Source organism: Lysinibacillus sp. NPDC097868, from assembly GCF_044761135.1.
In the GTDB taxonomy this organism is placed as follows: Bacteria; Bacillota; Bacilli; order Bacillales_A; family Planococcaceae; genus Lysinibacillus.
Map to the genome: position 1 here is coordinate 25,695 of NZ_JBIWBS010000010.1, position 23,516 is coordinate 49,210.

Annotated in this window: 19 protein-coding genes and 3 tRNA genes; 18 read left to right on the forward strand and 4 right to left on the reverse strand. The window is 38.6% G+C overall.

Annotation, left to right across the window (positions count from 1 at the left end; translation table 11 throughout):
- The first annotated feature begins 178 nt into the window (after nucleotides 1-178).
- From mfd to ACIQXJ_RS23745, 9 genes are all read left to right on the forward strand, one after another.
- Nucleotides 179-3,691, forward strand: a complete 3,513-nt coding sequence (gene mfd, locus ACIQXJ_RS23705) for a transcription-repair coupling factor (RefSeq protein ID WP_403058490.1) — start codon at nucleotides 179-181, stop codon at nucleotides 3,689-3,691.
- Between the two features lie 187 nt (nucleotides 3,692-3,878).
- On the forward strand, nucleotides 3,879-4,415 hold the full coding sequence (spoVT, locus tag ACIQXJ_RS23710; RefSeq protein WP_107896456.1) for a stage V sporulation protein T: 537 nt from the start codon (nucleotides 3,879-3,881) through the stop codon (nucleotides 4,413-4,415).
- Between the two features lie 161 nt (nucleotides 4,416-4,576).
- Complete coding sequence (locus ACIQXJ_RS23715) at nucleotides 4,577-6,196, forward strand: putative polysaccharide biosynthesis protein (protein WP_403058493.1); 1,620 nt, start codon at nucleotides 4,577-4,579, stop codon at nucleotides 6,194-6,196.
- A 9-nt stretch (nucleotides 6,197-6,205) separates the two neighbouring features.
- Nucleotides 6,206-7,666 carry a bifunctional methyltransferase/pyrophosphohydrolase YabN gene (gene yabN, locus ACIQXJ_RS23720; protein WP_403058496.1) on the forward strand — a complete coding sequence of 487 codons (1,461 nt, stop codon included), beginning with the start codon at nucleotides 6,206-6,208 and terminating at the stop codon, nucleotides 7,664-7,666.
- A gap of 4 nt (nucleotides 7,667-7,670) precedes the next feature.
- Nucleotides 7,671-7,961 carry an RNA-binding S4 domain-containing protein gene (locus ACIQXJ_RS23725; RefSeq protein ID WP_228134262.1) on the forward strand — a complete coding sequence of 97 codons (291 nt, stop codon included), beginning with the start codon at nucleotides 7,671-7,673 and terminating at the stop codon, nucleotides 7,959-7,961.
- Between the two features lie 280 nt (nucleotides 7,962-8,241).
- A complete protein-coding gene (yabP, locus tag ACIQXJ_RS23730; protein WP_004229167.1) occupies nucleotides 8,242-8,541 on the forward strand; it encodes a sporulation protein YabP in 300 nt (99 codons plus the stop codon).
- Nucleotides 8,538-9,029 carry a spore cortex biosynthesis protein YabQ gene (yabQ, locus tag ACIQXJ_RS23735; protein ID WP_403058499.1) on the forward strand — a complete coding sequence of 164 codons (492 nt, stop codon included), beginning with the start codon at nucleotides 8,538-8,540 and terminating at the stop codon, nucleotides 9,027-9,029. The genes yabP and yabQ overlap by 4 nt, the downstream gene beginning before the upstream one ends.
- A 16-nt stretch (nucleotides 9,030-9,045) precedes the next feature.
- Nucleotides 9,046-9,450: an FtsB family cell division protein gene (locus tag ACIQXJ_RS23740; protein ID WP_403058502.1), complete on the forward strand. Its 405-nt coding sequence runs from the start codon at nucleotides 9,046-9,048 to the stop codon at nucleotides 9,448-9,450.
- Between the two features lie 134 nt (nucleotides 9,451-9,584).
- Entirely contained in the window at nucleotides 9,585-10,013 is a 429-nt protein-coding gene (locus tag ACIQXJ_RS23745; protein ID WP_219363866.1) for a S1 domain-containing RNA-binding protein, read from the forward strand.
- A gap of 202 nt (nucleotides 10,014-10,215) precedes the next feature.
- On the opposite strand, the gene ACIQXJ_RS23750 is transcribed toward ACIQXJ_RS23745, so the two are convergent.
- The 4 genes from ACIQXJ_RS23750 to ACIQXJ_RS23765 form a co-directional block, all read right to left on the reverse strand.
- On the reverse strand, nucleotides 10,216-10,464 hold the full coding sequence (locus ACIQXJ_RS23750; RefSeq protein WP_403058505.1) for a hypothetical protein: 249 nt from the start codon (nucleotides 10,462-10,464) through the stop codon (nucleotides 10,216-10,218).
- A gap of 152 nt (nucleotides 10,465-10,616) precedes the next feature.
- A tRNA-Glu gene (locus ACIQXJ_RS23755) sits at nucleotides 10,617-10,688 on the reverse strand.
- A gap of 5 nt (nucleotides 10,689-10,693) precedes the next feature.
- A tRNA-Met gene (locus ACIQXJ_RS23760) sits at nucleotides 10,694-10,770 on the reverse strand.
- 10 nt (nucleotides 10,771-10,780) lie between these two features.
- Nucleotides 10,781-10,855: transfer RNA gene (locus ACIQXJ_RS23765), tRNA-Gly, on the reverse strand.
- A gap of 371 nt (nucleotides 10,856-11,226) precedes the next feature.
- On the opposite strand from ACIQXJ_RS23765, the gene ACIQXJ_RS23770 reads away from it, so the two are divergent.
- From ACIQXJ_RS23770 to cysK, 9 genes are all read left to right on the forward strand, one after another.
- A complete protein-coding gene (locus ACIQXJ_RS23770; protein WP_403058508.1) occupies nucleotides 11,227-13,620 on the forward strand; it encodes a SpoIIE family protein phosphatase in 2,394 nt (797 codons plus the stop codon).
- 28 nt (nucleotides 13,621-13,648) lie between these two features.
- Complete coding sequence (gene tilS, locus ACIQXJ_RS23775; RefSeq protein ID WP_403058511.1) at nucleotides 13,649-15,055, forward strand: tRNA lysidine(34) synthetase TilS; 1,407 nt, start codon at nucleotides 13,649-13,651, stop codon at nucleotides 15,053-15,055.
- A 69-nt stretch (nucleotides 15,056-15,124) separates the two neighbouring features.
- Nucleotides 15,125-15,667 (forward strand): hypoxanthine phosphoribosyltransferase, encoded by a 543-nt coding sequence (hpt, locus tag ACIQXJ_RS23780; protein ID WP_228134267.1) that lies wholly within the window; start codon nucleotides 15,125-15,127, stop codon nucleotides 15,665-15,667.
- 291 nt (nucleotides 15,668-15,958) lie between these two features.
- Nucleotides 15,959-17,986 (forward strand): ATP-dependent zinc metalloprotease FtsH, encoded by a 2,028-nt coding sequence (gene ftsH, locus ACIQXJ_RS23785; RefSeq protein ID WP_403058514.1) that lies wholly within the window; start codon nucleotides 15,959-15,961, stop codon nucleotides 17,984-17,986.
- A 115-nt stretch (nucleotides 17,987-18,101) separates the two neighbouring features.
- Nucleotides 18,102-18,941, forward strand: coding sequence for an aldo/keto reductase (locus ACIQXJ_RS23790; protein ID WP_403058517.1), 840 nt, complete (start codon nucleotides 18,102-18,104; stop codon nucleotides 18,939-18,941).
- Nucleotides 18,942-19,180: 239 nt separating this feature from the next.
- Complete coding sequence (locus ACIQXJ_RS23795; protein WP_340821428.1) at nucleotides 19,181-19,948, forward strand: type III pantothenate kinase; 768 nt, start codon at nucleotides 19,181-19,183, stop codon at nucleotides 19,946-19,948.
- 21 nt (nucleotides 19,949-19,969) lie between these two features.
- Nucleotides 19,970-20,851, forward strand: coding sequence for an Hsp33 family molecular chaperone HslO (gene hslO / locus ACIQXJ_RS23800; RefSeq protein WP_401014818.1), 882 nt, complete (start codon nucleotides 19,970-19,972; stop codon nucleotides 20,849-20,851).
- The gene (locus ACIQXJ_RS23805) at nucleotides 20,835-21,800 is read left to right on the forward strand and encodes a peptidyl-prolyl cis-trans isomerase (RefSeq protein WP_403058521.1); all 966 of its coding nucleotides are present in this window, start codon (nucleotides 20,835-20,837) and stop codon (nucleotides 21,798-21,800) included. The genes hslO and ACIQXJ_RS23805 overlap by 17 nt, the downstream gene beginning before the upstream one ends.
- A gap of 152 nt (nucleotides 21,801-21,952) precedes the next feature.
- Nucleotides 21,953-22,882: a cysteine synthase A gene (cysK, locus tag ACIQXJ_RS23810; RefSeq protein WP_337980132.1), complete on the forward strand. Its 930-nt coding sequence runs from the start codon at nucleotides 21,953-21,955 to the stop codon at nucleotides 22,880-22,882.
- The last annotated feature ends 634 nt before the right edge of the window (nucleotides 22,883-23,516 follow it).

The following is a 23,516-nucleotide window of genomic DNA, read 5'->3' on the forward strand; positions in this document are numbered from 1 at the left end:
TAATAAACATGATGTATATGAGTGCGTTATGTTTTCTAAACAGAGAGTTTAATGACTAGGACAATTACACAAAGGTGAACTTGATAATTAGACAAATGAAATGTGTTTTATTGTACTAGATTGATAGTATGAGCACATTGAATAATTAGAATTTTCGCGCTGAAAGGAGCTTTTGACTGTGGAAGTTTTACGACAGATTGTGTCGCAGGACAAACATATCACATCATTTTTACAGGAGATTCAGAGCGGCAATACAGCATCTCAGCTCATTACAGGTTTAACAGGAAGCGCACGGCCAATTATGGTCGATGCGTTATTTGACCATGTACAAAAACCAATTTATATTGTGTCACCCAATTTATTGCAGGCACAAAAAATGGCGGATGAGCTTGTAGGGTTATTAGGAGAGGAATATGTCCACTATTACCCAGCAGATGAGTTTATTGCTGCAGACTTATCAGTGGCCTCTCCGGAGCTTCGAGCAGAGCGTATCGCAACGCTTGATTGTCTAGCGAGAGGTGAAAAAGCCATTTACATTATACCTATTGCTGGCTTGCGAAAAATGATGCCCCCGAAAGAACATTGGATACATTATTTTTTACAGACGGCCGTAGGCGAGGAAGTACAAATAGAGGAATGGCTCCAAACGCTCGTAGCGATGGGATATGTCCGTAACTCAATGGTAACTACGCCTGGTGAATTTGCGTTGCGTGGAGGCATTTTAGATATATATCCTCCGTATTTAGAAGCACCTATTCGAATAGAGTTATTCGATACGGAAGTAGACTCGATTCGTACATTTTCAGCAGATGATCAACGTTCAATAGATAAATTACAAAAAGTTCGTATTTTACCTGCGTCAGAAGTAATTTTGACTAAGGAAGAACGAATAGCTTTAGCAGATCGTTTAGAAATTGCGTTAGCGACAAGCTTGAAAAAAGTAAAGAAACAGGAGACGAAAGAGCTTCTGTATCAACATATTCAATACGATATTGAACTGTTGCAGCAAGGAAACCTCCCAGATTTCGTTAATAAATACGGCTCGTTGTTATATGATAAAACGGCTTATTTAGGCGATTATTTTGCACAGGATGGCATCGTATTATTTGATGAGCTTGGCCGCATTCAAGAAGTAATGGATGCATGGGAGCGTGAAGAAGAAGAGTGGTTTTTATCACTGATTGAAGAGGGGAAAATGGTACATGATGTGAAGCCAGCCTTTTCTTTAAAGGAGATTTTGGCAATGCTTTCACAGCAGAAGCTATATTTCTCATTATTTTCACGCACGTTTGCTGGTATTACCTTTAATAAGACAACTAATTTTTCATGTAAGCCGATGCAGCAATTCCACGGGCAAATGGCATTATTACAAAATGAAGTTGAACGATGGCAGCTCGGTAAATTTACGGTGCTTATCGTTGCTAGGGATAAAAACCGCGTGAAGCGTGTACAGCAAATGCTTGAGGAATACGACATTCATGCAACAATCGGGGAGCCGACTGAGTCTGGTCTCTATATTGTAGAAGGTGGATTATCAAGCGGATTTGAATTGCCTTTGCAGCGTTTGGCAGTCGTAACAGAGGATGAATTATTTAAACAGCAAGCAAAGAAAAAATCACGCCCTCAAAAAATGACAAATGCAGAGCGTATTAAAAGCTATACAGAAATTAAGCCGGGCGACTATGTCGTGCACGTGCACCATGGGATTGGGAAATATATCGGTGTAGAAACACTAGTAGTCAATGGGACACATAAAGACTACTTGCATATACGATATCGCGCAGATGATAAATTATATGTGCCTGTGGAGCAAATTGATTTAATTCAAAAATATGTGGCATCTGAAGATCGCGAACCGAAGCTACATAAATTAGGTGGTGCGGAGTGGAAAAAAGCTAAAGCAAAGGTTTCCTCTGCCGTTCAAGATATTGCAGATGATTTAATTAAGCTCTATGCTAAGCGTGAAGCGGAAAAAGGGCATGCTTTTGCCCCTGATAATGATGATCAACGTAATTTTGAGACATCATTCCCTTATGAAGAAACAGAAGATCAGCTACGTTCAATTATTGAAGTAAAACGTGATATGGAACGAGAACGCCCAATGGATCGCCTAGTATGTGGCGACGTAGGATATGGCAAAACAGAAGTAGCCATTCGTGCGGCATTTAAAGCCATTCAAGACGGTAAGCAAGTTGCCTTTCTCGTGCCTACGACGATTTTAGCGCAGCAGCACTACGAGACGATCCGTGAGAGATTCCAGGACTTTGCAATTAATGTTGGCCTACTATCTCGCTTCCGTACGAAAAAAGAGCAAGGAGCGACATTAAAGGGTTTAAAAGAGGGGCAAGTTGATATTGTAATAGGAACTCATCGAATATTATCTAAAGATTTAACGTTCCAAGATCTTGGCCTACTCATTGTAGATGAGGAACAGCGCTTTGGTGTTACGCATAAGGAAAAAATTAAACAGTTGAAAACGAATGTGGACGTGTTAACTTTAACAGCAACGCCTATTCCAAGAACGCTGCATATGTCTATGGTAGGTGTGCGTGATTTATCGGTTATTGAAACGCCTCCTGCAAACCGTTTCCCAGTGCAAACTTATGTTATGGAGCATAGTGGTGCACTAGTACGAGAAGCAATTGAGCGTGAAATGGCACGTGGTGGCCAAGTATTTTACTTATACAATCGAGTAGAGGATATGGCACGGAAGGTTGACGAGATTCAAACGCTTGTCCCTGAAGCACGTATCGGTCATGCACACGGCAAAATGACTGAAGCACAATTAGAATCGGTCATCTTAGCCTTTATTGAAGGGGATTATGATGTTCTTGTAACGACTACAATTATCGAGACTGGAGTAGATATTCCTAATGTCAACACGCTTATTGTCCATGACGCAGATCGAATGGGTTTAGCGCAACTGTATCAATTACGAGGTCGTGTAGGTCGATCAAATCGAGTAGCGTATGCCTACTTTATGTATCAGCGTGATAAAGTACTTACAGATGTAGCAGAGCAACGACTACAAGCTATTAAAGAGTTTACGGAGCTCGGATCTGGTTTTAAAATTGCTATGCGTGATTTATCGATTCGTGGAGCTGGTAATTTATTAGGTGCACAGCAACATGGCTTTATTGATTCTGTTGGCTTTGACTTGTACTCGCAAATGCTAGAAGAGGCCATCGCAGAACGACAAACTGGCGTGAAAAAAGAGGAGAAGCCAGAGATAGAAATTTTACTGAACGTCGATGCTTATATTCCTGATACGTATATTCCGGATGGCTATCAAAAAATTCAAATGTATAAACGCATTAAAGCGATGGACCAAGTGGATGAATACGAAGAAATTATTGAAGAATTGCAAGACCGTTTCGGTGATTTACCGATTGAAACAGAACGGTTACTGCGTATTGCACGGATGAAAATTTGGGGCTTAGAAATGGGCGTTTCCTCTATTAAAGAAAAGCAAAAGGTTATCTCTATTTTGATATCTGAAGAGGGGTCTGCAAAAGTAGATGGCAGTAAAATTGTAACTGAAACGATGAAATTTGAGCGAGCTGTTGGCTTTGGTATGGATAGTATGCAATTGATATTGACAATTGATGAGCGTAAATGCAATAAATACCATCATTTTGATATATTAGAAGAAATAATGCAGATTATTGCAAAATCGAAAAAAAATATGTGAAAAAAGGCTGAACTTGTTGACAAATTGGCAAGTTCAGCCTTATTGTATGAAAAGACAAATTTTTATTAAAAAAAATAATGTTGGATTCAAAATCCTTTTCGTTCATTTTTTGCATAGATTGTCTTGAGAAAAACCATACTATTGTTGTAGAAAAATTTTAATGAATACGAAAGCGAGGCAGTTTAGCATGAAAGCAACAGGAATTGTTCGTCGTATAGATGATTTAGGACGTGTGGTAATACCGAAAGAAATTCGTAGAACGCTACGTATTCGCGAAGGTGACCCGTTAGAAATTTATACGGACCGTGAAGGTGAAATCATTTTGAAAAAGTATTCTCCAATTAATGATTTAGGAGAATTCGCACGTGAGTATGTAGAAACATTGTATGAAACGCTAGGCACTCCAGCGTTTGTAACAGACCGAGACGAAGTAATCGCTGTTGCAGGGATTGGCAAGAAAGAATATATCAATCGCCGTATTACATCTTTTGCAGAAGGTTTTATGGACGAGCGTTCAACAAAAATTGAGAAAATGGAAACAACTATTGAAATTGTTCCTGGACAATATGAGCAAGTTAAATCATATTGTGCAACACCAATCATGGTGAATGGTGATCCAATTGGTTGTATCATTGTTTTATCTAAAGTACATTTTGTTGGCGAAGTAGAAGTAAAAGTAGTGGAAACAGCTGCTAATTTCTTAGCAAAACAAATGAATAATTGATGAACATCGAAAGTTATTGTCATGACTCTTTTAGGGTGAACAATAACTTTTTTTGTATACATAATGCTGTGCCGATAGCGGAGACAGTGTTAACGTGAGCGTCATACTTTTGAGGTATGCTATACTATTGGCATTGTTAAATGAAGGAAAGAGGACAATTTATGTCGGAACGATTTGGTATGAAAAGTTACATGAAGGGTGCGGCATTACTAACCATTGCAGCGCTCATTGTAAAAGTTTTAAGCGCAATTTATCGTGTACCTTTTCAAAATCTAGTTGGTGACGAAGGGTTTTACATTTATCAACAAGTGTATCCTGTAATATCCATCTTTGTAGTATGGACATCAAGTGGTTTTGCTGTAGCTATTTCAAAAATGCTTGCAGATAATGATTGTATTGTAGATGAGGAAGAACGTACAGAGAAAAGACGAAGTATTATGCGGATTATTTTTCGTTATTTAACAGTACTTTCCTTCGTATTTTTTGGTGTTTTATTTGCTGGAGCAGATGTACTTGCGAAAATGATGGGTGATGCTAATCTTGCGCTATTATTACGCACAGGATCTTTTATTGTATTAGTAATGCCAGCACTTGCTATTTTTAAGGGTGGCTTTCAATCGAGAGGGATTATGGAGCCAATTGCTTATGCACAAGTACTGGAGCAAACGGTAAGAGTTTCCGTTATTTTGGCTGGTACGTTTATAATTATGGCGACAACAAAATCCCTCTATGGGGCAGGACAAATGGCTATTGTTGGGACGGTCATCGGAGAAGTAGTTGGCTTATTATTAATTGCGTTTCTTTTTAGAAAACGCTTTGGTTCTTTTATTGGCAAACAACAACAACGAATAGCAAGCTTTCCTGTGTTAAAAGAGGTGACATTGCTTAGTTTAAGTGTGAGTATGAGTAGCTTGTTATTGCTTGGCTATCAGCTTGTCGATTCTTTTACTATTTTTTCACTACTCATAGATAGTGGAATGGACGAGACATTAGCTAAGGAAACAAAAGGTATTTATGACCGTGGACAACCATTGGTGCAGCTAGGGGTTGTCATTGCTGCCTCATTATCGCTTGCCATTGTGCCACTTGTTGCACATATGTCTAACAAGAAAAATGGGCGCAGTGCGATGCCATTTATACAGCTTACGTTTAGGGCCTCTGTATTGTTTGGTTGGGCAGCTTCACTAGGGCTAATACTAGTCATGCCTTATATTAATGCAATGCTATTTAAAACAGATGCATTATCAGAAGTACTCATGTTATATGTTCTACAAATTGTACCGTTGTCAATTATTTTGACATTTACAGCTATTTTGCAAGGTTTTGGGAAATTAAAAATGCCAGCTCTATTTTTATTTGTAGGTTTTTTATTAAAAGTATTACTAAATGTCTTCACAATTGCACCGTTTGGTGTTCTAGGCGCTGCTGTTGCTAATAATGTGGGACTTTTGTTCACAGCATTAGCGCTCGTGCTGTACTTAAAGAAAATTACAGGCATTCAATTGGCACCTGCAAGCTTTTATCAAAAGCTTAGCATTGCATCATTATGTATGTCAGTGGTAGTAATACTTTGGCTACAATTTACCCCAGCTTTGCTAAATGGAATTTTATCTGAACGCCTTGTCGCTGTAGTTGCTGGCTTCAGTGCGGTTTGTATTGGCGCAATGGTGATGATTACTTGCATTGCAAAACTACGAGTACTTGCTGAAAAAGAATGGTATTTACTGCCTTTTGGTCGTAGAATGGCTGTTTATCAACTATGGTTAAATAGAAAGAAGTAGGTGGAGTTATTGAATACATTAACGATAATAGGTCTTGGCGCTGGTGATTTCAATCAGTTGCAAATGGGCGTTTATAAAAAATTAAAAGCAGCAAAGAAGTTGTTTGTCCGGACGGTTGATCACCCTGTATTAGAGGAGTTAGCTAATGAAGGCTTACAATTTGAAAGCTTTGACGCTGTATATGAGAAGCATAGTACATTCCAGCCAGTGTATGAAGAAATTGCGCAAAGATTAATCGAGGCTACTGCACTGGGAGATGTGATGTACGCTGTACCTGGTCATCCGCTAGTTGCAGAGCAAACTGTGCAACTTCTTATTCGAGCAGCACAAGAAGATAAGGTCAATGTAGTAATAGAAGGTGGTCAGAGCTTTTTAGACCCTATTTTTGGAGCCTTAAAAATTGACCCAATTGAGGGCTTCCAATTACTTGATGGCACAAGCTTTTCGATGCATGACATTAATATGCGCCAGCACATTTTAATTGCACAAGTATATGATACATTCAGTGCGTCGGAAGTGAAGCTGACATTGATGGAGAAATATGATGATGAATATCCAGTAACGGTCGTTACAGCAGCGGGATCCTCTCAAGAAAAGCTAGTGACAGTTCCGCTATATGAGCTTGACCAAAGCGTTGAAGTAAATAATTTAACAACGGTTTATGTGCCTCCGGTGACTTCTCAGGAGGAAGCGTTACGTGATTGGGCAACTTTCCGCCAAATTATTGCTACTTTACGTGGACCAAATGGGTGTCCGTGGGATCAAAAGCAAACACATGAATCACTAAAGAAATATTTACTAGAGGAAGCACATGAATATTTAGCCGCTGTAGATGCAGAAGATGATTTTGCGATGATTGAAGAGCTTGGGGATGTATTATTACAAGTATTTCTACATGCGCAAATTGGAGAAGATCAAGGCTACTTCACATTAGAGGACGTTTTAGCTTCAATTAGTGAAAAAATGATTCGTCGTCATCCTCATGTATTTGGAGATGTCTCAGTTGAGGATGCTGACGGTGTCATTGCCAATTGGGAAGCGATCAAGGCTGAAGAAAAAGGTATTAGCGACAAGCCGTTATTGGAAGAGGAATATCGTGCTTCATCTGCACTGCAAACAGCGTACAATTATCAAAAAAGGGCAGCTAAAGTTGGTTTTGATTGGCCAGATGTAGATGGCGCATGGGATAAGTTTGCAGAAGAGTGGCAGGAATTCCGTCATGAAGTGGCGAAAGGGTCTAATATGACGCGTCTCGATGAATTTGGAGATGTGTTATTTACGCTCGTTAATTTAGCTCGCTTTTACAAGCTATCACCCGAAGAGGCCATGCTGCATGCAAATGAGAAGTTTGCAAGACGCTTTGGCTATGTTGAAGCGAAAGTAAAAGCTAGTGGTAAGCCATTTTCAGATTATACACTAGAACAATTAGATGCTTTTTGGCTTGAAGCAAAGCAACTTGAGAAGGAGTAATAAAATGCGATTAGATAAATATTTAAAAGTTTCACGATTAATAAAACGACGTACGTTAGCAAAAGAAGTCGCTGACCAAGGTCGTATCACAATTAATAGTAAAGTAGCGAAGGCTAGTAGTAGTGTGAAGGCTGGTGACGAACTAGCTATTCGTTTTGGCCAAAAAATTGTTACAGCTCGCGTGGAAGAGTTGCGTGACACTGTTAAAAAAGAAGATGCAGCAAAGATGTTTACAATATTAAAAGAAGAGCGTCTTGAAAAGGTTGAGCCTGAATTTATTGATGACGAAGACTAATTTTCACTTGCTTCAGAAGTACTCCATAGGGATAAATTCCAACACTGATTTCATAGTTCAAACGCTGACTGAATCAAGTTAAAGGTTCCTGCAATTGTCTCGCATTTTAATCGTGCTCGAAAAAAATCTGGGCGCAATTATACCGAGTTGTAATTGATTTGCTAGTAACGTTATAAATTTTTCCTTAATAAAAGTAAGGCAACTTTCATAAAGTTTGTCATGCTTTTAAGGTTGTCCGCATAAAGTGAACAGAAGCTAGGACGACTAAAGGAGGAAAAAAATGACGCTACATCAAGAAAGTAATCGTTACACAATTCCATCTGGAGAACATATTTTAACGATTCGTAATCGTAAAAGAATGGACATGACTTCTGTAAAATCAATTGAACGCTTTGATCAGGAAGAGTTTTTTATTAAGACGTCCCAAGGGCATTTATTGATTCGTGGAGAGGAACTGCATATCGTTCACTTAGATGTTGACAAAGGGTTATTGACGCTTGAAGGAACTGTAAAAACCTTACAGTATGACGAGGAGGAAAGTGGCTTCTCGAAGGGTTTCCTTCATAAATTGTTTGGATGATTGTTAGTCAGCAATTCGTTCAGCTATTAGTCATGGTTGTGAGCGGTATCGCAGTTGGATTTATTATTGATAGTGTAAGGCTCATTGTTTTTTCAACTCCAAAAAGGTCAAGCCTCCGAAAGTGGATGATGGTTTTAGAATTATTGACTTGGATTCTACTCGGAGGGTTAACGTATTATTTATTGTTTTGGTTAAAAGATGGCGCATGGCGGGCTTACGACCCGCTTGCGCAGATTGCTGGTATTTTTTTATATCAGACCTTTTTTCAAACCTTTTTACGTTTCATTGCACGTATAATAGTGAATATAACATGGAAACCCTTTTGGTTTATCGTACGTTTAATAATCGCTATTATTCGACAAATCCTACACATATTTATGAAAATTGGAGCTTTCGTCTTAAGACCTTTTGTCAAAATTTATTCGTATTTGTCCTACACTTTATTAAAAAAATTTCGATATATCAAGTATAATAAAAGACAACAATAACTTCGGAGGTGCGGGCATGACTAAACGTCATTCATCAAAAGATGAACAACAAAACTACACAAAGCTTGATAATGACTATGTCCGTAACACGGATAAGGCTATGAATCGTAAAGTGCAATCGCGTAAACGAAAAATACGCCGTATTGTTTTTTTTGCGATTGTGCCAGTCGTCATTATCGCCTTCCTCATAAATGTTCTAGTCCATCAATCTGAGACGTTAGCTGAAAAAGAAAAGAAAAAACAAGAGGCAACTCAGCATTTGGTAAAGGTAAAAGATGAGCAGGATTCGTTAAATCTTAAGATTAAACAATTAGAAGATGATGAGTATATAGCAAAGCTATTACGCAAAGAGTACTTCTTATCAGAGGAAGGTGAAATTATTTTCATTATTCCTGATAAGGAAGATAAAAAAGACGACTGAAAAGCTATGTATTGTTGACACACTTTTTTAGTTATATATAATGAAAAGAGAAACTTATTGAAGTAAAAAGTTTGATTAAATTGATTACATGGCTCAAAAGAGTCGCTTAATTTTTAAGGAGGAGCATTTTTTTTATGTCAATTGAAGTAGGCAGCAAGGTACAAGGTAAAGTAACAGGAATCACAAATTTTGGAGCATTCGTTGAGCTGCCAGACGGCAAAACAGGCTTAGTACACATCAGTGAAGTTGCTGACAATTATGTAAAAGATATCAATGAGCATCTAAAAGTTGGAGATGAAGTTGAAGTAAAAGTGATGAATGTTGAAGCGGATGGAAAGATTGGTCTTTCAATCCGTAAAGCAAAGCCTCAAGTTGAGAGACCAGAGCGTCCTCAACGTCCGCGTCGTGACAATCGTTCTAATGATCGTAACGAACGCCATCAGCCGAAGGAAAACTTTGAGCAAAAAATGGCACGTTTCTTAAAAGATAGTGATGAACGTCTAGCAACATTAAAACGTGCTACAGAGTCAAAACGTGGTGGTCGCGGGGCTAGAAGAGGGTAGTTTGCTGACTGTTTTAATCGTAGAAAAAGTGTATTAAATAGAACGGGGATTAGCTTTTGTTTATAACAAAGGCTAATCTTTTTTGTTTGTAAGCGCAAATTCTATACAGTGGCTGAGGGCAGTTAGTATTACTTGAATCAAAAAAACGTAATTTCATGTAGTTGAAATTACGTGGTGAAGTACGATTTTCGGTAGGGCGTACCTATAAAGTTGAAGTTGGTCCTTTTTTCTTCTTTGGAGCTGACACAGGCTGCTCCGCTGTTGTTTCAGGTGTCTTCTCCACAGGATGGGTCACCATTTTTACGAGTAAGTACACACCATATACGCTTATGATGAGACCTGCAAGAAGTAAGAAAATTTGAATGGCAAAGGGTAAGTTGATAAGTATTGATACGAGAATGATCATTGAGCCACTCCCGCATGTTAAAGCAGCTTTAGTTAATGAACCCAAAGACAGTGAACCTCCTAGTAACATGTGCATTTTATTATAAGTATGCCACATTTTGAGAAAGTAGGCATACTAAAATGCTAATGATACTTGTTACTATGCCCGAAACAATAAAAAAACGTCTCAGATGTACTTCTGAGACGTTTTTACATGTATGACCCCTACGGGATTCGAACCCGTGTTACCGCCGTGAAAGGGCGGTGTCTTAACCGCTTGACCAAGGGGCCAATTATGGTGGCGGCCGAGGGGATCGAACCCCCGACCTTACGGGTATGAACCGTACGCTCTAGCCAGCTGAGCTAGGCCGCCAAAACAGTATTGGAGCGGAAGACGAGGTTCGAACTCGCGACCCCCACCTTGGCAAGGTGGTGTTCTACCACTGAACTACTTCCGCATGTCTTTTTAAAGGACAAGTTAAATAATACAATCCATCAAACCAAGTGTCAATATCTTTATGAAAAAAGTTTAATAAAAATCTAATAAAGTTGAAAAAACGTGTATTAGCTTAATGAAAAGACAAAGAAATGAATAATTTGAACGCGAAAATTGACATTAGTACCATAAATACAGTTAATAGTGGAATATTGCGAAAAATATTTACTTCAAATATGTACAGCTACCCATTTTTTTAGTAGTTACTGACAATTATCGTATTTATGCATATGTATTCGTCGAAATGTTTATATTTTTTTTTGCCATCGTCAGACAATCTTTCCACACATAATTTCTTATAATAACGAAAAAGTGTAGAAAGGGGATTATGAAATGACTAGTGTTGAATGGTATGAAACAGCGAATGTAGACGACCAAAAATCGGGGGCGAGAAAAAGGCAATTATTTATAGGTTCCCTATTTTTTTTAACATCCTTTTTTTTAGCTCAATCTGTTGTGTTTGAAGCAGCTGTACCTTTCTCTGTACCTTTTTGGGCGATAATTCGCAGTAAGTATAAAGAGTATGCGAAATTCGTATTATTAGGCGGTTTAATAGGCTGCTATTTCCTAGGTTTTGGACAAGTCCTCATTCTAGCATTACAAATAGGCATGTACGAGTGTATAATGCGTTTCCGATATTGGCGACTCCCTCAAAGCATTGCCGTTTCTCTTGCTGTACTAAGCGTGCAAGTACTGTGGCAGGGCATAATGTACCAAGGTCTTCCGCCGGTACTTGTGCAATTTTATGTAGGGTGTGAGGTAGCCTTAGCACTTATTATGACGTTATTTATGCAAGTGCTTTTCGTCAACTCTTATGAGTGGTTTACAAGCAATTGGACATATGAACGGCTTGGCTCCGCGCTAGTTGTATTTGCAGCTATGCTAACAGGGATGCAAGCGGTCGTCATTAGCTATTTTTCATTGCCGATTTTTTTATTGCAGCTACTAATTTGCTTTGGCGCATTTGTAGGAAGTGTGCCGCTAGCGACAGTTATAGGGGCTATACTTGGAACGCTTATCGGGGTGGCCAAGCTATCATTTACAGGGATGTTATCTGTAGCTACCTTAACAGGTCTTTGTGCAGGTATGGGAGCACGTGCAGGGAGATTTGGTGTTGCAATCGGTAGTATCCTGCCAAGTGTGTTTTTTTTATTTTATGATGCAACATTACCTTTAGATAGTGTGTATTTCACTTCAATTGCTATAGGCAGTATTATTTTTTTAGTTATCCCTAAAGGCTATTCAGATAAAGTGAGGAATAAGCTTTTTCCACAACGGGAAGAAGTGTTATTAGCAAGGCAGCATTGGTTGACAGAGCATGTTACATTTAAGCTAGAGCACTTTCAACACTTTGTTCATTTCATGAAAGAGTTAGTCTTTGAACGCTTTATGACGGCCCCTGTAGCAGTGAAGGAGGAAGTAGCTCCTATGAATACATGTTTAAGCTGTTTTCGCCATGATCGGTGCTGGGGGGCACAAAATAATGGCATGGACAAGCTTATGACGGATTGGTTTCATATGAAAGGGGTAGGGAAGGAATCAGCTATTCATCGAGTAGAAGAACAAATACGTTATAAATGTGTTAAATCAACGAAAATATTCGAGGAGTTAGATACGGAACTTTATAGAGAGCGTATTAATGGCCAGTATTTTCACGGAAAAAAAATGATTGCACTACAGCTACGTGATATGAGTAATCACCTTAATCAGCTCATCGCTGAGATGAAAGAAGAAACTATCTCATTCGTTAGTGTAGAGAAGGATATTGTTCAACGATTGAAGGATGCCCATATAGAATGTTTTCAACTTGATGTGCTAAGCAATAAAGCAGGAGCACGAAAAATAGTGTGTGCATTAGCACCTGCACGTGTCGATTGGGAAGAGGACACGACATTGGCTGAACGTATGATTTTACCAATTTTATATGATATTTTTGATGAACCATTTGAAATTGAAAAAGTAGTTGAATGTGATGTACCATTTCGTCACATACAAGTAAGCTTTAGGTCAGCTATTAGCTTTGAAGTAGAGTATGATATATATAGCATGTCAAAAGATGCAACACTCTATTCTGGTGACTCCCATGCGCTGTTCCAACTGCATCCAGGGCTATTTGCAATATTATTGTCCGATGGTATGGGACAGAGTAAAGAAGCACAGCATGAGAGTAGAAAATTGATTCATTTAATGCGGGAATGCTTGAATTTCAATATGAATCCCGAGACTGCAATGCATACATTGCATTATGTGATGTCGCTTAAACAACAAGATGACATGTATGCAACGCTTGATTTTGCTTTAGTGGATTTACAACATGGTGATTTATGGTCGTGGAAGGCGGGAGGAATGTCCACCTATATTTTACGAGGTAAAGAGGTGTTGAAAGTAGAAAGTAACGCAGCGCCAGTTGGCTTTTTGTCGATTTCAGCGGTTGAGGCTGAAAAAAGAAAGCTTAAGGCAGGCGATGTCATTCTTATGCATTCAGATGGTCTGTTTTCAAGTGTCGCCGATTGGGATGAACAGGAAGAAGCATTTTTAACGTTCGCACAACAGGTAGCAAGCACAAATAAAACAATCCAAGATAAATTAACAACAATTATGCAGTCCTTCCAGACATATTATGAAATAGAAGATGACTGTACAGTGTTGATGTTAGAAGTTACCCACGTCGTACCTACATGGGCGGTATTTAAACCGGTTCAATATTCCATGAGTAAATCTTCATAAAAGAAAACGAAAAGGGGAGGAGAAGCGTTTGTCATTTGAATTAAAAGTCAAACAATTTATTGATGAAGAGCAATTACTACAGCAAGACGATCATCTTCTCATCGCCGTTTCGGGTGGTGTAGATTCAATGGCATTACTCCATTACTTTGTTAAAACAAAAGAACAATGGGGGATTGAAATCGAGGCAGTGCATGTCGATCATATGTTAAGAGGTGAGGCATCAGCGGAGGATCGAGCTTTTGTGCAAAAATATTGTGATAAATATGGTGTTATCTTGCATTCAACAGCGATTCCAATTCCAGAAATCATAGCGTCAGAAAATGGCAACTCACAGCTAATTTGTCGTAGGGAACGTTATCGTTATTTTGGAGAAATCATACATACAACGATGGCAACCAAGCTTGTAACTGCACATCATGCGGACGACCAACTGGAGTCAGTATTAATGGCCTTGACGAAAAATGCCACGATGAATAGTATGCAAGGTATTCGCTCACAGCGTTTTTTTGAAGGAAAATCATTAATTCGTCCGTTTTTAACGGTTACAAAGTCCGAAATAAGGGAATATTTACAGAAGCAAGGCTTGAATTATCGTGAAGACGCGAGCAATACGAAAGATTCCTACGTAAGAAATCGCTTTAGACACCACGTAGTACCACTATTGGAGGCGGAAAACCCACGTGTAGCTGAGCAGACGAGTCGTTTTACAAAGCATTTGCAAGAGGATGATGCGTACTTAATGACACTTGCGCAAGACATATTTTCAAAAACAGTAAAAATATACAATGGAAATATGTATAGTATGGAGATAGAAGCGTTTGAAATGGTAGCACCTGCTTTACAAAGGAGGCTCATTTTAATACTATTAAACTATCTTTACAAAGATTCAAATACGATACAAAGTTATGCTATCTTAACTTCGCTTTCAAAGCTTTGTGAAACAACATCTGGGTATGCTGAAATTCACTTGCCAGAAGGTTTTATAGCAGTTCGCCGTTATGGCAAATTGACGATTCAGAAAAGCGAATCATTAGAAAGTGAAATTTATCCTGAAAATGGGTTTGTTTTGTCTGCTAATGGTGGGACGATATTGACAAATGGTATTCGTTTATCTGTCGTTCGGCTATCTGAATTAGCACCTGAATTGATTACGGACGCTGCACAACTTTTTTACTTTAACGCCAATAAACTTACACTTCCACTCTATATTAGGGCACGTAAGGAAGGAGACCGAATGCTGTTAAAAGGAATGGATAAGCCAAAACGTTTATCTCGCCTTTTTATAGATGAAAAGATTCCTTTAAATGAGCGAAATAGCTGGCCGTTACTGATTTCTCAATCTGACGAGGTCGTAGCGGTAATTGGTGTGCGTATGGGTATTTACTTTTCAACTACCCCGCAGCCAAGCGATGATACAGTGCTCATCGTAGACTAATGGTCTTTGTAAAATATTTCACCTACATACAGGTTGAAAATTTTTGAAACAACACGAGGAGGAATCGATATGTTACAAAATGACATCGAAAAAATTATGATTACTGAAGAACAACTGCAAGAAAGAATCGCTGTGCTAGGTGCCCAATTAACAGAGGAATATAAAGATTCATTCCCGTTAGCTGTTGGCGTACTTAAAGGTGCGATGCCATTTATGACAGACTTGATGAAACGTTTCGATTCTTTTATTGAGCTAGATTTTATGGATGTATCTAGCTATGGTAATGCCACTGTTTCATCTGGCGAAGTAAAGATTTTAAAGGATTTAAATACAAGTGTTGAAGGGCGTGACGTATTAATTATCGAGGACATTATCGATAGTGGATTAACGCTTAGCTACTTAGTTGATCTATTTAAGTATCGTAAAGCAAAATCAATCAAAATTGTTACTCTTTTAGACAAACCGTCAGGACGAAAAGTAAATCTTGCTGCTGATTATGTTGGCTTCAAAGTTCCAGATGGCTTTGTAGTTGGTTATGGTTTAGACTATGCGGAAAAATACCGCAACTTACCATACATCGGTATTTTAAAACCGGAAGTTTATTCGTTTTAATGCTTAAATATCCGCTCGATTAACGCGTGGGTACAAGTTAAAGCCTCCAGCGGCTGACATAGGTGTTGTGTTGTTAAGATACAATTCAATTACGGGCACACAAAAGCTGTGCCAAAAAGGAATCACCGGGTGCAAATACGCTGGGATTGTAATTAGTAGGAATAAATATGTTTAGATTTCGACAAAATTCGAACGAAACTTTTTTTAAGTAAGGCTTTTCGTTGTATGATGAAATCATGATATGTTAAGATTTTACTTATAATTTTTCTGTTTGTAATGAGGAGGCTGGAGATGAATCGAATATTTCGATATACCATATTCTATTTACTGATTTTCCTAGTGATCATTGGTATATTTGGTACTTTCAACGGTGGTAAATCACCGACGAAAGAAATTACTTACCCAGAGTTTTTAGAAGCTCTTGATAAGAATGAAATTACAGAAGCAAAAATTCAACCTGATAAATCAGTATATATTGTTGAAGGTTCCATGAAAGGTTATGAAAAAGGCGAAAGTTTTACAGTTAACCTTCCCCGTGATAACCAAACATTGATGGATCGAATCGATGCAGCTGCTAAGGATAAGAATAGCAATATAGATTTCTTGAAAGCACCAGAAACGAGTGGATGGGTACAGTTCTTTACAGGTATTATTCCATTCATCATTATCATCTTCTTATTCTTCTTCCTAATGAGTCAATCTCAAGGTGGCGGCAATAAAGTAATGAGCTTTGGTAAAAGTAAAGCTAAGCTTTACGATGACCAAAAGAAAAAAGTTCGTTTTACTGATGTAGCGGGTGCAGATGAAGAGAAAGCGGAGCTTGTAGAGGTCGTAGATTTCTTAAAAGATCACCGCAAATTCACTGAAATTGGTGCTCGTATTCCAAAAGGTATCTTACTTGTAGGTCCTCCGGGTACAGGTAAAACATTACTTGCTCGTGCAGTAGCTGGTGAAGCTGGCGTACCATTCTTCTCGATTTCAGGTTCTGACTTCGTAGAAATGTTTGTCGGCGTAGGTGCTTCACGTGTGCGTGATTTATTTGAAAATGCAAAGAAAAATGCTCCATGTATCATTTTCATTGATGAAATTGATGCTGTTGGTCGTCAACGTGGCGCTGGCCTTGGTGGTGGACACGATGAACGTGAGCAAACATTGAACCAATTACTAGTTGAAATGGATGGCTTCGGTGCGAACGAAGGTATAATTATTATCGCTGCAACAAACCGTCCAGATATTTTAGATAAAGCGTTATTACGTCCAGGTCGTTTTGACCGTCAAATTACAGTAGGTCATCCTGATGTAAAAGGTCGTGAAGCAATTCTAAAAGTGCATGCACGCAATAAGCCTCTATCGGATTCAGTCGATTTAGCAGCTGTAGCACAACGTACACCAGGCTTCTCTGGTGCTGATTTAGAAAACTTATTAAACGAAGCCGCTCTAGTAGCTGCTCGTAAAAGTAAACGTTCGATTAATATGGCAGATATCGATGAGGCATCTGACCGTGTAATCGCAGGTCCAGCAAAAGCTAGCCGTGTTTACTCAGCGAAAGAGAAAAAACTTGTATCCTTCCATGAAGCTGGCCACGTTGTAGTTGGTCTAGAACTTGATGAAGCGGATACAGTTCATAAAGTAACGATTGTACCACGCGGTCAAGCGGGTGGTTATGCAATTATGTTACCTAAGGAAGAGCGTTTCTTCACTACGAAACAAGAGCTTTTAGACCGTATTGCAGGTCTACTTGGTGGTCGTGTGGCAGAGGAAATTGTGCTAGGTGAAGTATCTACAGGAGCACATAATGACTTCCAAAAAGTAACAAGTATTGCGCGCGCTATGGTTACTGAATACGGTATGAGTGAAAATCTTGGAGCAATGCAGTTTGGGTCAAGTCAAGGAGGGAATGTATTCCTTGGTCGTGACTTCAATTCAGATCAAAACTATTCTGATTCAGTTGCTTATGAAATCGATAAAGAAATGCAAAAAATTATCGATACGCAATATGAACGTACTAAACGTATTCTGACAGAAAACCGTCAGTTACTTGATTTAATTGCGACAACATTAATGGAAAAAGAAACATTAAATGCGCAAGAAATTGAGCATTTACGTGATCATGGTGTCCTACCAGAACCGGAAGCGTTGGAAAACGTTGAAGACGAAGCGCCAAAAGCTGAAGCACAACCGTCATTAGAAAAAGTCGGAAAACCTGTTCTTGAAAAAGAATTGCTAAGTGATGCGCCAACTCCAACAACAGCGGATTTACCAAAAGAAGGTTTGGATCAAACTGATTCTCCAAAAGGAATCGATGAAAAACGTGAGTAATCACGTAAAAGACTGCTTATGAATTTTCATAAGCAGTCTTTTTCTTTGCCTTTTTTTAGTATGAAGCATTAGGATATAAATAGTATATTATGCAACTGCATAATGGATTGGAGTGATGAACTTGGGAAATGTAACATTGAACAATGGTCTAGAAATGCCTTTAGTAGGCTATGGTGTCTTCCGTGTGCCAGATGGAGATGATTTGGCTGAGGCTGTTAAAACTGCTATCGCAAAAGGTTACCGTAGTATAGATACTGCGCAAGTGTACCGTAATGAGGAAAGTGTTGGGCGAGGAATTCGCGCAGCCATTGATGAAGGACTAGTTTCGCGCGATGAACTTTTTGTAACTTCTAAAGTTTGGAACGATGGACTTTCTTATGAAGAGACACTTGCCGCATATGATAGTAGTTTGGAAAAATTAGGTTTAGATTATTTAGATTTATATTTAATTCATTGGCCAGGCTTAGATACGAACTATATTGAGGCATATAAAGCACTTGAAAAAATTTATCAGGACGGCCGTGTTCGTTCGATAGGTGTAAGTAATTTCCATGTGCATCATTTAGAACTTTTATTAAAAGAAACTACGGTTATTCCGGTCATCAATCAAATTGAATTCCACCCACATTTAACGCAAGAAGAAGTGCGTCACTACTGTAAAGAACACGGTATTCAAGTAGAAGCGTGGTCACCTTTAATGAATGGTTCATTGTTAGAGGAAGAGTTGATTCAACAGTTAGCAAGTAAATATAGTAAAACACCAGCGCAAATTGTTTTGCGATATGATGTTCAGCATGATGTTGTAACAATTCCAAAAACAATGACACCAGCACGGATGACAGAGAACTTACATGTTTTTGATTTTGCTTTAGCAGATGAGGAAATGGCACAGTTAGATGCAATGAACGACGGCCTACGTTGTGGTCCTGATCCTGAAAAATTTAATTTTAAATAATGTTTAAGGAGCTACCTTCTAAAATGTAGAGTAGCTCCTTTTATCGTAAGTAGGAATGCTGTTTCATTGTCTTAAAAGTGTGGTATCATTTTCTAAAGTGTTCAAACTTTATTTGGCGTTTATTGAAGCGCCTTCTTAAAATAAAGTAGGAGCGACTAGTCATGGAAGTGGATTTGCACTAATGTTAAATGCAAATTAGCACATGGCATTAAGGTGAATTTGATATGGAGGCATCGTCCATGATTTTAGTTTTGGATGCAGGAAATTCAAATATAGTATTGGGAGTCTATGATACCAATGATCAGCTCGCTTTCCATTGGCGAATGGTAACAGATCTTCGTAAAACAGAAGACGAATATGCGATGCAAGTACTTGCTTTTTTTAATCATGCAGGCATTTCATTTGAACAAATTACTGGCATTATTATATCCTCGGTTGTACCACCAATTATGTTTTCATTAGAATCGATGTGTCAAAAGTATTTTCGTAAAAAACCACTAGTAGTTGGACCAGGTGTAAAAACAGGATTAAATATTAAATATGAAAATCCTCGCGAGGTTGGTTCGGATCGTATTGTAAACGCTATAGCAGCACTAGATGCTTATAAAGCGCCGTTAATTATTGTGGATTTTGGTACAGCGACAACATATTGTTATTTGAATGAAAAAGGCGATTACATGGGTGGCGCTATTGCACCGGGAATTTCCATTTCAACTGAGGCACTTTATACGCAGGCAGCTAGGTTACCGCGTATTGAAATACTGCGTCCTACACATATTGTTGGAAAAACTACCGTTTCTGCGATGCAGGCGGGCATTTTTTATGGTTTTGTTGGGCAAGTTGAGGGCATTGTTAATCGCATGAAAGCACAAAGTAAGGAAGAGCCGCTTGTTATTGCAACAGGTGGATTAGCAAATTTAATTGCTGGAGAGACGCAAGCTATAGATGTAGTTGATCCATTTTTAACATTAAAAGGTTTATATAAATTATATAAACGTAACCAATAAGAAAAGAGGGACTTTTCATTTATGAAAGATTATTTAGTTCGCGGATTAGGATTCAATGGGCAGGTGCGTGTTTTTGCAGCATGTACAACTGCAACAGTAGGGGAAGCACAACGTCGTCATAATACATGGCCTGTTGTGTCTGCGGCTCTTGGTCGTTCAATGACGGCTGGTGTAATGATGGGAGCTATGTTAAAAGGTGAAGAAAAAATCACAATTAAAGTCGAGGGCAATGGTCCAATCGGTCCTATGGTGATTGACAGTAACGCACGTGGTGAAGTGCGTGGTTTTGTGACAAACCCTCACGTGCATTTTGATTTAAACGAACAAGGCAAATTAGATGTACGAGCTGGTGTTGGTACAGAAGGTGCGTTAACGATTGTAAAAGATCTCGGCTTACGTGATATGTTCTCTGGACAAACACCAATTGTATCTGGAGAAATTGCAGAAGATTTTACTTATTATTTTGCTACATCTGAGCAGGTGCCTTCATCTGTAGGACTTGGCGTATTGGTAAATCCGGATAATTCAATTCTTGCAGCAGGTGGCTTTATTCTTCAGCTTATGCCAGGCTGTGAAGAAGAAACGATTGATGCAATCGAGCAGCATTTAGCAACGATTGAGCCTGTATCAAAAATGATTGAAAAAGGCTATACGCCAGAGCAAATTTTAGAGGCTGTATTAGGAGAAGGGAAAGTCCAAATTTTAGATTCAATGCCGGTTGAATTTAAATGCCAATGTTCAAAAGAGCGATTTGGAGCAGCGATTTTAGGCTTAGGTTCACAGGAAATTCAAGAAATGATTGATGAAGATGGTGAGGCAGAAGCTCAATGTCACTTCTGCTTAGAAACGTACCATTTCTCAAAAGAAGAATTAGAAGGGTTTATTGATGAGCTCAACGCGTAATCGTCGACCACAACCATCTTCAACATCAAACCAAACGCCTTTATTGCAACGCCGTTTAAAAACAAAGCCGGCTTTAATAATTTTTACCATATTATTATTAGGAAATCTTTTATGGTTCATTGCTTGGTTAATTCCAAATAACGGTCAGGAAATCGGTAGCGACGAACAAGTCGCTGCCGTTGATGGTGATGTGATAACACGCCAAGAGTGGATGATCGCTATGGAAGAACGCTATGGTAAAGAGACACTTCAAAATTTAGTTAATGAATCAGTGATGGAAAAGGCAGCCGATAAATATAAAATAAAGGTGTCTGAAAAAGAGATTGATTTAGAGCTTGCGTTAATGCGTTCAGCTCAAGACAAATTCGATACGGCATTGCAAAATTTATCAGCTGAGCAGCTAAAACAGAAAATTCGCTCAGGCCTTATTTTAGATAAAGTACTGACAAAAGATGTAGTTATTAAAGAAGATAGTATTAAAAAATACTATGAAGAAAATAAAGCGTTATACAATACTGAAACAAGCTATCGTACGAATTTCATTGAGGTGGATTCAAAGAAGGCAGCTGAAGAAGCGTTAAGTGAACTGAAAAGTGGCTCTGATTTTTCCGTGCTTGCACGTGAGATTTCAATTGATAGCGCATCAGCTAGCTTAGGTGGAGATATCGGTTTCCTAACTGAAAAGCAGGGCAATATTGATCCAACTATTTTAAAAGCAGCGAAAGCTTTATCAGCAAATGAGGTTAGTAAGGCATTTAAGCTAGATAACGGACATTACGGAATTGTGCAAGTTCAAGAAGTAATAGAAGGTCAATCCTTTACATATGACGATGTGAAAGAACATATCGAACGAGAGCTTGCATTGGAGCAATTGCAACAATCTATAACACCAGAAGCATTTTGGTCGGAGTTTAAGGCAACTTGGTATTATGGTGAGGAAAAGAAATGATAAAAGGAAGCCAGGGAGTAGCGTACTTTCTGGCTTCTAATAAATATTCTGAAAATATAAGTTTTATTGATTGACAATTCAACTAAAAAATTGATAAAATACAAAATAAGTAAAACCTATAAAAATAGTAGGGATTAGGAGTGGATTAATAAATGAGTAGATTAGCAAACTCGGTAGCTGAATTAGTTGGTAAAACACCAATCGTGAAATTAAATCATGCAACAGGTGAGAACGAAGGTACTGTTTATGTTAAATTAGAATATTTTAACCCAGGAAGCTCTGTAAAAGACCGTTTAGCTTTAGCAATGATCGAAGCTGCTGAACAAGATGGTACGTTAAAACCAGGTGGCACTATTATTGAACCTACTTCAGGTAATACAGGGATTGGATTAGCAATGATCGCTGCAGCTAAAGGATATAAAGCAATCTTAGTAATGCCAGAAACAATGAGTTTAGAGCGCCGTAACCTATTGCGTGCATACGGTGCCGATTTAGTGTTAACACCTGGGCCAGCAGGCATGAAGGGTGCTATCGCAAAGGCAGAAGAATTATCTGCAGAACACGGATACTTTTTACCACAACAATTCACAAACCCAGCTAACGCGGTTGTACACCGTTTAACTACAGGTCCAGAAATCGTAGAAGCATTTGATGGCTTAAAATTAGATGCATTTATTGCGGGCGTTGGTACAGGTGGTACGATTACAGGTGCTGGTAGCGTATTAAAAGAGAAATATCCAGAAATCGAAATTATTGCTGTTGAGCCAAAAGACTCGCCTGTACTTTCAGGAGGCCAACCAGGTCCACATAAAATCCAAGGTATTGGTGCTGGATTTGTACCTGCAGTATTAGATACAGATGTTTATTCATCAGTATTCCCTGTGGAAAATGAAATTGCGTTTGATGTAGCTCGTAAAGTTGCGCGTGAAGAGGGTATTCTATGCGGTATTTCTTCAGGAGCGGCGATTTATGCAGCTATCGAAACTGCGAAACGTTTAGGTAAAGGCTCAAATGTTCTTGCAATTGTACCTTCAAACGGTGAGCGTTACCTATCTACACCTTTATATCAATTTGAAGACTAATTTGAATATAAAAAAGACTCTCCTATGAGTCTCGCAAAAAGTAGGCAAACTCAATTTATTGAGTTTGCCTACTTTTTTTGGAACAGCGGTGACGACTTATCTTGATTTCCGTTAAGGATTCTAACGTGTGCAATGTTTTTTGCGCCTTACGTTTTGAGCGTTCTGAGATGCGCTACTATGACATTCCTTTTGCGCAAACAACTTTGGAAAGAAGATGTAGGTCTATATTCACCTCGGAATTTATAGCGCGCTGCGTTTTGTGGGATGTGTGACACTTCTGCGGGAACAGCATGAACGGAAAATCATTTTTTGTGGCAGGCGCCACAAAAAATTAGTTGGAGCCGTGCCTGCAGAAAGGGAGCGCATGAAACAGAAATCAATGGTTTGTCTACACTCTAAAGAGACACCTATTATAGGCGTCTTTTTATTTTTGCGATTTTGTGAAAGAAAAGGTGCGATTGTTACTAAACAGTATTGGTATTGTGCTTGCAAATCTGTTGTAGTAAGTGGGGTGTTTATAGTTATTTTTTGTTAGCAAAAAAAATTCGCATCTTTTCATTTTTCTAGTTAAGATGGAATCACATCATATGATTTAAAGGGGAATAGCGACGTGAATACATTATCAACCAAATCG